General features: G+C 62.0%; 6 protein-coding genes. 3 read left to right on the top strand and 3 right to left on the bottom strand.

The window, feature by feature from the left end; translation table 11 throughout:
* Positions 1–210: 210 nt before the first annotated feature.
* A complete protein-coding gene (locus GIB19_RS12340) occupies positions 211–1,107 on the top strand; it encodes a formate/nitrite transporter family protein (protein WP_099430238.1) in 897 nt (298 codons plus the stop codon).
* 3 nt (positions 1,108–1,110) lie between these two features.
* Here GIB19_RS12340 and GIB19_RS12335 read toward each other — a convergent pair whose 3' ends face one another.
* Positions 1,111–2,205, bottom strand: a complete 1,095-nt coding sequence (locus tag GIB19_RS12335) for an MBL fold metallo-hydrolase (RefSeq protein WP_099430239.1) — start codon at positions 2,203–2,205, stop codon at positions 1,111–1,113.
* Between the two features lie 130 nt (positions 2,206–2,335).
* Between GIB19_RS12335 and GIB19_RS12330 the strand changes: the two genes are divergently transcribed.
* Positions 2,336–3,409: a diguanylate cyclase gene (locus tag GIB19_RS12330; RefSeq protein WP_274886184.1), complete on the top strand. Its 1,074-nt coding sequence runs from the start codon at positions 2,336–2,338 to the stop codon at positions 3,407–3,409.
* A 56-nt stretch (positions 3,410–3,465) separates the two neighbouring features.
* Entirely contained in the window at positions 3,466–6,054 is a 2,589-nt protein-coding gene (locus GIB19_RS12325; RefSeq protein WP_274886182.1) for a bifunctional diguanylate cyclase/phosphodiesterase, read from the top strand.
* Positions 6,055–6,099: 45 nt separating this feature from the next.
* Here GIB19_RS12325 and GIB19_RS12320 read toward each other — a convergent pair whose 3' ends face one another.
* Positions 6,100–6,420: a DUF2025 family protein gene (locus GIB19_RS12320; protein WP_099455113.1), complete on the bottom strand. Its 321-nt coding sequence runs from the start codon at positions 6,418–6,420 to the stop codon at positions 6,100–6,102.
* 160 nt (positions 6,421–6,580) lie between these two features.
* On the bottom strand, positions 6,581–7,450 hold the full coding sequence (locus GIB19_RS12315; protein WP_027594248.1) for an efflux RND transporter periplasmic adaptor subunit: 870 nt from the start codon (positions 7,448–7,450) through the stop codon (positions 6,581–6,583).
* Between the last annotated feature and the right edge of the window lie 4 nt (positions 7,451–7,454).

Raw genomic sequence — 7,454 nt, 5'->3', positions numbered from 1 at the left:
TAACTTCGCTTTCTTTCGAAAGCTTTCAACTTCAACAACTTGCCGCTTGCCCCGAAGCGTTCATCGCTGCGAGGAGGCGAATAATACGCGCTTTGAAATCAGAGTCAACACCCTGATCTAAAAAAACTTTCCAGTAGTGTTTGCCCGCCCTTCGCAACTAATGAACACGCAACCGATCTGTAGATAAACACCCCACGGAGCGTGGCAACCATGAGCGAGACGCAAAGCGAGAAAACGCCAGGCCTGTCGGCGGACGAAGAGCAGGAGGTCAGCCATAACCAGCCGCCAAGGGCAGCGGTGCTGCACGAGATCATTCGCTACCAGGGCGACCAAGAGCTTGAGCGCACGATCGCAGCCCTGTGGTGGTCAGCGCTGGCCGCCGGGTTGTCGATGGGGCTCTCGCTCATGGCCATGGGGTTGTTCTATGCCCGCCTCCCCGAGGGCGACAGCGCCCAGGTGATTGCAAGCATTGGCTACAGTGCAGGTTTCCTGGCGGTGATCCTCGCTCGCCAGCAACTGTTTACAGAGAACACACTCACCGCCGTGCTGCCGGTGATGACCTCGCCTACCCTGGCCAACCTGGGTCGCCTGCTGCGCCTATGGAGCGTGGTATTGCTCGGCAACCTGGCCGGCACCCTGCTGGTGGCCTGGGTCATGCTGGAACTGCCGATCTTCGACGGCAAGACCGACGTGGCCTTCCTAGAGGTCGGGCGCAAGGTAATGAAGAACGACATCGGCCAGATGTTCGCCAAAGGCATCGTGTCGGGCTGGATGATCGCCACCATGGTCTGGATGATCCCGTCGATGGAGCACGCCAAGATCTGGATCATCCTGATGATCACTTACTTCATGGCGCTGGGTGACTTCACCCATATTGTCGTCGGTTCAGTGGAAGTGTCCTACCTGGTCTGGGCCGGTGAAGAGACCTGGCGCAGCTTCTTGCTGGCATTCGCCCTGCCGACCCTGGCCGGCAACATCATTGGTGGCAGCTTCATCTTCGCGCTGATCAGCCATGCGCAGGTGCGCAGTGACAGCGGTAAGCCGCCTTCGCGTTTACTGGACGACCAGAAGCCGCCCTCACCTCGCCAGCGAGACACTGAAAAATGACCCTCAGCGCACCGCCACGGCGCGCTCTGTCGACCGCTCTCGCTGATGCGCAGGTTTGGGCTGCCACCAGTTCTGCCCGGCATGCGGCGAGTCCAGGCTGACCCGCTCGCCCATCTGCGGGGTGCATAGCCGCACCTGCGCTTGCTCAGTGAGGGCCAGGATGCGCTCGAATGGCTCTTGCCAGGCATGGGTGGACAAGTCGAAGGTGCCGTTATGAATCGGCAGCATCCAGCGCCCCTGCAGGTCGAGGTGTGCCTGCAGGCTCTGCTCCGGCTGCATGTGCACGCTCGGCCAGGCGACGTTATAGGCCCCGGTCTCGATCAGGGTCAGGTCGAAAGGCCCGAAACGCTCACCGATCTGCTTGAAGCCCTCGAAGTAGCCTGTATCGCCGCTGAAAAACAACCGCAGCTGTTCATCGATCACCACCCAGGACGCCCACAAGGTCCGGTTACTGTCGAACAGGCCACGCCCTGAAAAGTGCTGTGCTGGGGTCGCGACAAAGCGTACCCCTTCAACTTCAGTGTCCTGCCACCAATCCAGTTGGCGCACCTTGTCTGCTGCAACCCCCCATTCGATCAGCAGGTCACCCACCCCAAGCGGTGCCAGAAACACCCCCGTACGCGGGGCAAGCCGTCGAATCGCCTGCTCATCCAGATGATCGAAGTGATCATGGGACAGGATCACCGCGGCCAATGGCGGCAGTTCGTCCAGGCCAAGCGGTGGCGCATGGAAACGTTGCGGCCCTGCCCACTGCACCGGTGAGGCGCGCTCGGCGAATACCGGGTCGGTAATAAAGAAGCGCCCACGCAACTTCAGCAATATCGTGGAATGGCCAAGGCGCCACAGGCTGTGATCAGGTGCATCAAGCACCTGCTGCCGGGTCATGGGCTGCACATGGAGGGGGGTGGAGGGCCGAGTGTCGGGCGGCTTGCGCAAAAACAGGTACTTGAGGCCGATGCGCAGCTTTTTCATCACGCCGTCTTGAGGCAGGCGGGCCTGATTATGGAAACGACCGTCCCGTTGAGGCGCCGATTCGCCGGCAGCGTTAGCCATGGGAACCATGAGCATGAGCACTCCAAGCAACAGGAAAGCCTTCATATTACCCCACAGTGATCAGATCAACCGTGAATTGGCTTGTAAGGTCATTTTTCATAGATGAAACACTGTTCAACAATATTCACACGCGTTATGCGATAAACGGCGCCTTAGCAGAAGAACGATGACCATGATGGACAACCGCAGCGGCAAGGGCCTTTCTTTCGTCAAGCGCATCTACCTGCCGCGCATCATCGGCATGGGCATCGGCCTGTTCAGTGTAATGGCTGCCATGGCGCCGCTATCGCCGCCTAACTGGGTCTGGCTGCTGGTGCTCTTCAACGGGATTGTCTGGCCGCATTTAGCCTACCGGTGGGCGATGCGCTCGGCAGCGCCTTATCAGGCAGAACAGCGCAACTTGCTGCTGGACTCGCTGATGGGCGGCTTCTGGACCGCCGCCATGCACTTCAATCCACTGCCCAGCGTGACCGTGCTGTCGATGATGACCATGAACAACGTGGCCGCGGGCGGCAAGCGCCTGGTCGTTCGCGGCGTGCTGGCCCAGCTTGCCGGCATGCTCCTGGCCACGCTCGTGCTCGGCCCTGGCTTGCAACTCACTGCCACGCCCTTGCAGGTTTACGCGTGCTTGCCAATGCTGACGCTCTACCCGCTGGCCCTGGGCTGGGTCTGCTACCGCCTGGCAATCAAACTGGCAGAGCACAAGCGCCGCCTCAGTGCGCTAAGCCTTACCGACAGCCTGACCGGGTTGCTCAACCACGGTGCCTGGAAAGACCTGCTGCTGCTCAAGTTCCAGACCTGCCAGCAACAGCAGCAACAGGCGGTCATCGCCCTGATCGACATCGACCACTTCAAGACCATCAACGATACGTTTGGCCACGTAGTCGGCGATTGCGTGCTGCGTCAGATGAGCGAAGAGCTCAAACGCAACCTGCGTGAGGTCGACCAGGCCGGGCGCTACGGTGGCGACGAGTTCTGCGTGATCCTGCCGGACACCAACGAGGCCCAGGCCTGCCTGGCCATGGAGCGCTTGCGCGAGCGGGTGGCGAGCTACCGCAACCCGCAATTACCACACTTGCGGATCAGCCTTAGCATCGGCCTGTCTGCCTTCGACGCCGACCTTGAATCCCCCGAACACTGGCTCGAACAGGCCGACAAGGCGCTCTACACCGCCAAGCACGCTGGCCGCGACCAGGTCAATTTCGCGCAACGCGAGGCCACCGGCCTCAGGCTGGCCTATCCTGACTGAACCTCCTTCCTGATTGCCTTGCGGGAGGCTGCTGTTCTTGAAGGAGTCACCCGCACATGGCCAGGACCGCCAACCTTCCACCCACCCTACCCACACCCCGATTTCAAGTTCGCCGCTTGATTGCAGGCTTTTGCGTGGTCTTTGGCCTGGCCTGCCTGGTCACCTTGGGCGCATTGCTCAACATCGCCGCCACCCTCGATCATCAAGAGCAACAGCGCAGCGCCTTCCATGCCTCGCAAGCCCTCGAGCAACGGCTGCTCGCCTCACGCCAGTTCCTGTCCAGCTATGCCGTGTGGGATGCCGCCTTTGAACACTTGGCCGGCAAGGCGGACTGGCAGTGGGCCTATGAAGAGAAGAACGTCGGTGAATCGCTATACAGCGCCAGTGGCTACGAAGGTGTGTTCGTGGTGGACGACCAGCGCACCACCTACGCCCTGTTCAAAGGCAAGCCCAGTGAAGCGAGCGCCAGCACTTATATAGAAGCGCCGCTGCAACCCATCATCAATGAAGCGCGGGGGGCTGCCAGCGCCCGCGAACAAATCACCCGGTTCGTGCTGTTCAACGGATGGCCCGCCGTGCTCAGCGCCGCGGCCGTACGGCCAGACAAAGACGTGTCGGACAGCGAAGTGCGTCAGGCACCCGTCATGCTGTTCGTCGACCAGCTGACCGACGACAAACTCACACGGTTGGGTACCGGCGCCGGCCTGGCGGGCATGCACCTCGAGAAAGACGCTACCGGCGAGCATGGCCAGCAGCGTATCGCGCTGGGCGATACCGGCTTCCACCTGGCCTGGACCAGCCCGCTGCCGGGCCAGCAATTGCTGTGGGCGATGCTGCCGCCGCTGCTGTGCGCGCTGCTGATACTCGGCCTGGTGATGCTTTACCTGTTCCGCCACGCCTTGCGCAGCTCCCGCGCCATCGACCTTAGCCTGGCGCGCCTGCAGCAGAGCAACCAGGCCCTGGAGGCCAGCGAGCAGCGTTTTCGCGCCGTCGCCGAAGCCGCATCCGACTGGATCTGGGAAACCGACCGACAACAACGCCTGACCTATCTTTCACAGCGTTTCGTCAGCGTCACCGGCTACCCGGTGGACGACTGGCTGGGCCAGCCGGTGAACCAGCTGCTGGCCTGCGACACCACGCCCCTCTCACCCTGGCTGGACGCGTTGGCCGCCGCCGACCCACAGCAGTTGGCAAACCTGCGCTGTACCTACCGTGACCACAATGGGCAAAACCGCTATTGCCGCATCTCGGCGCGGGCGATCTGGTACGACGGCAAGCCGACGGGTTTTCGCGGCACCGCCAGCGACATCACTGACGAGGTCGACGCCCATGCACGCATCCAGCACCTGTCACTGCATGACCCGCTGACCGGGCTTGCCAACCGCAACAAACTCGCCCGGCACCTTGAGCAGTTGTTATTGCGCGGCAGCGACTCGCCCCCACTCACGTTGCTGCTGCTGGACCTGGACAACTTCAAGCCGATCAACGATTTCCTCGGCCATGCCGCCGGTGACGCTGTGCTGCAAGAGGTGGCGACACGTCTGCGCGACACCACCCGCGATGTCGACCTGGTCGCGCGCCTGGGTGGCGACGAGTTCATCCTGGTGCTCAATGGCATGGACAACCGCACTGAAGTCGACCGTTTCTGTGCCCGCCTCATTAGCCTGCTGCAGCAACCTATCGTCTTCGACAACCAGCCCCTGCATATCGGCGCCAGCATCGGCGTCGCCCAGAGCCGAACCCTGGGCTTCGATGCCGGCGAACTGATCCGCTGCGCCGACATCGCGCTGTACCAGGCCAAAGCGGAGGGCAAGAACACCTGGCGGTACTTCGCCGCCGAAATGAACAAACAGATCCAGTACCGCCGACAACTGGAGAATGATCTACGCCGGGCCCTGCAAAACCAGGAATTCGCGTTGCATTACCAGCCACGCTATCGCCTGGGCGACCTGCGCATCGTCGCGGTCGAAGCCCTGCTGCGCTGGCAGCACCCGCAGGAGGGGTTGCTCGGGCCAGACACCTTCATCCCGCTGGCCGAGCAGAGCGACATCATTGTCGCACTGGGCCGCTGGGTGCTGCGCGAAGCCTGCCGCACGGCCCACGACTGGCCGGAGGGCCTACTGATATCGGTAAACCTGTCACCTGCGCAGTTCTTGCGCAGCGACGTGGTGGCCGATGTTCGCGAGATCCTGTTGGAAACCGCGTTCCCCGCCCAGCGCCTTGAACTGGAAATCACCGAAAACGTGATGCTCAACGACATCGAAGGCGCGCTAAGCACCATGCTTTCGCTAAAGGAGCTGGGCGTTCGCCTGAACATGGATGACTTTGGCACCGGTTACTCATCGCTGGGCTATCTGCGCACGTACCCGTTCGACAGCATCAAGATCGACAAACGCTTCATTGCCGGGCTGAACAACACCAGTGGCAATGATCGCGCCGTGGTGCAAGCCATCATCAACCTGGGTGAAGCCATGGGGCTGACGGTGACGGCCGAGGGCGTAGAAAGTGAACAGCAGCTCAAAACACTAGAAAAGGACGGCTGCCATGAGGTGCAGGGTTATTTCCTGAGCCGGCCTTTACCTAAAGAGGCGCTCGAAGCCTTGCTGCAACAGGCGCCCACAGGCTCGGCCAGGCGCCTGCTGTAAAGGCAGCCCTCGTAGAACAAGGCTGCCCCCGTGAACAGCAGGGCGTCAGCGCTTGTTGCGCTCGGCCACGATCTCGGGCAAATCACTGCGCCGCAGGTAAGTGCGCAAGGGTTCGCCAATGTTCAAGCGGTCATCCACATGCTGGTCCAGCAGCAGTGCCAGGCGTTCTCGGCACAACGCCATGCGCGGGCCTTGCTCGGGCCGCCAGACGAATTCGCTGCAGGGGGTGATACTGTCGTCGGCCACGTCCATGCCGAACGAGTCCTCGGAAAAACGCACGATATGAACGCCGCGCTTGCCATGAAAGCCAACGAAACCGTTGAGCTGCTCCGCCGCGTTGCAGATGTCCTGGGAAGTGATGGCCATGCCGTAACCTCGCAATCAAGTCGAAAGTGACGCACGCCGGGCTGCAAACGGTCGCCTCTGCCGGGCAACTCGCAGTTGCCAGCCTAACGCAAGTCACCGCGCATTCGCCAAGGTTTTCCGCCAGCCGCCGGCAGCCCCGTAAGAGGGTTCGGCATTCCCTTCATTGCGTAACCCGGTCCTCATGCACCTGCACGCTGGCAGTCATGCCGGCACTCAGGTTCATGCCCTGCGGGATCTCGTCCAGGCGGATCCGCACAGGTATCCGCTGCGCCAGGCGCACCCAGTTGAAGGTCGGCTCCACCTCCGGCAACAGTTGACTGTCCGGATTACTGTTGCGGTCGGTGATACCCCGGCTGATGCTCTCCACATGCCCCTGCATTGCCTCGCCCGCACCCATCAACCAGACCTTGACCGTGTCGCCGACGCGGATGCGCGGCAGTTTGGTTTCTTCGAAGTAGGCCTGGATATAGAAGGTCGAGTCGTCCACCAGGGCCATCACCGACTCCCCGGTGTTCACGTAGTTGCCCTGGGCCAGGCGCAGGTTGGTGATATGGCCACTGCGCGGCGCCCGCACTTCGCTGCGCGCCAGGTTGATCTTGGCCACTTGCAGTTGCGCCTCGGCCTCATGCAGTTCACCGCGGGCGATGGCGGCGTTGATCTGGGCATTTTCACGCAGCTCGGCACTGATTGCCTCCGGCCCCAGGGCAGTACGCCGCGCCGCTTCGCGCTCGCGCAAGCGCAGTTGCTGGGCGCGGGTCTCGGTCACGGCGCTGGCCTGGTCGAAGGCTGCCTGGAAGCGTTCACGGTCGATGCTCATGAGCAAATCGCCCGCCTTGACCTGCTGGTTGTCATGCACCTTGAGCTCGCGCACCCAACCGGATACGTCTGGGGCGATCACCACCACGTCGGCGCGCACCCGGGCATCGCGGGTCCAGGGTGTCAGCATGTAGTACTGCCACAGCTGGTAGCCTGCCAACAGGGCAAGGGCCACCACACACAGGGTTACCAGGGTACGTACGGCAGCACGCATTGAA

This window comes from Pseudomonas sp. ITEM 17296, from assembly GCF_028895205.1.
Taxonomy (GTDB): domain Bacteria; phylum Pseudomonadota; class Gammaproteobacteria; order Pseudomonadales; family Pseudomonadaceae; genus Aquipseudomonas; species Aquipseudomonas kermanshahensis.
This window is presented reverse-complemented; position numbering and strand designations above follow the sequence as displayed.

Coding starts and splice junctions, on each gene's coding strand:
- GIB19_RS12320 (WP_099455113.1), bottom strand. CDS start 6,420: ATGGCCATCACTTCCCAGGACATCTGCAACGCGGCGGAGCAGCTCAAC.
- GIB19_RS12330 (WP_274886184.1), top strand. CDS start 2,336: ATGGACAACCGCAGCGGCAAGGGCCTTTCTTTCGTCAAGCGCATCTAC.
- GIB19_RS12340 (WP_099430238.1), top strand. CDS start 211: ATGAGCGAGACGCAAAGCGAGAAAACGCCAGGCCTGTCGGCGGACGAA.
- GIB19_RS12325 (WP_274886182.1), top strand. CDS start 3,466: ATGGCCAGGACCGCCAACCTTCCACCCACCCTACCCACACCCCGATTT.
- GIB19_RS12335 (WP_099430239.1), bottom strand. CDS start 2,205: ATGAAGGCTTTCCTGTTGCTTGGAGTGCTCATGCTCATGGTTCCCATG.
- GIB19_RS12315 (WP_027594248.1), bottom strand. CDS start 7,450: ATGCGTGCTGCCGTACGTACCCTGGTAACCCTGTGTGTGGTGGCCCTT.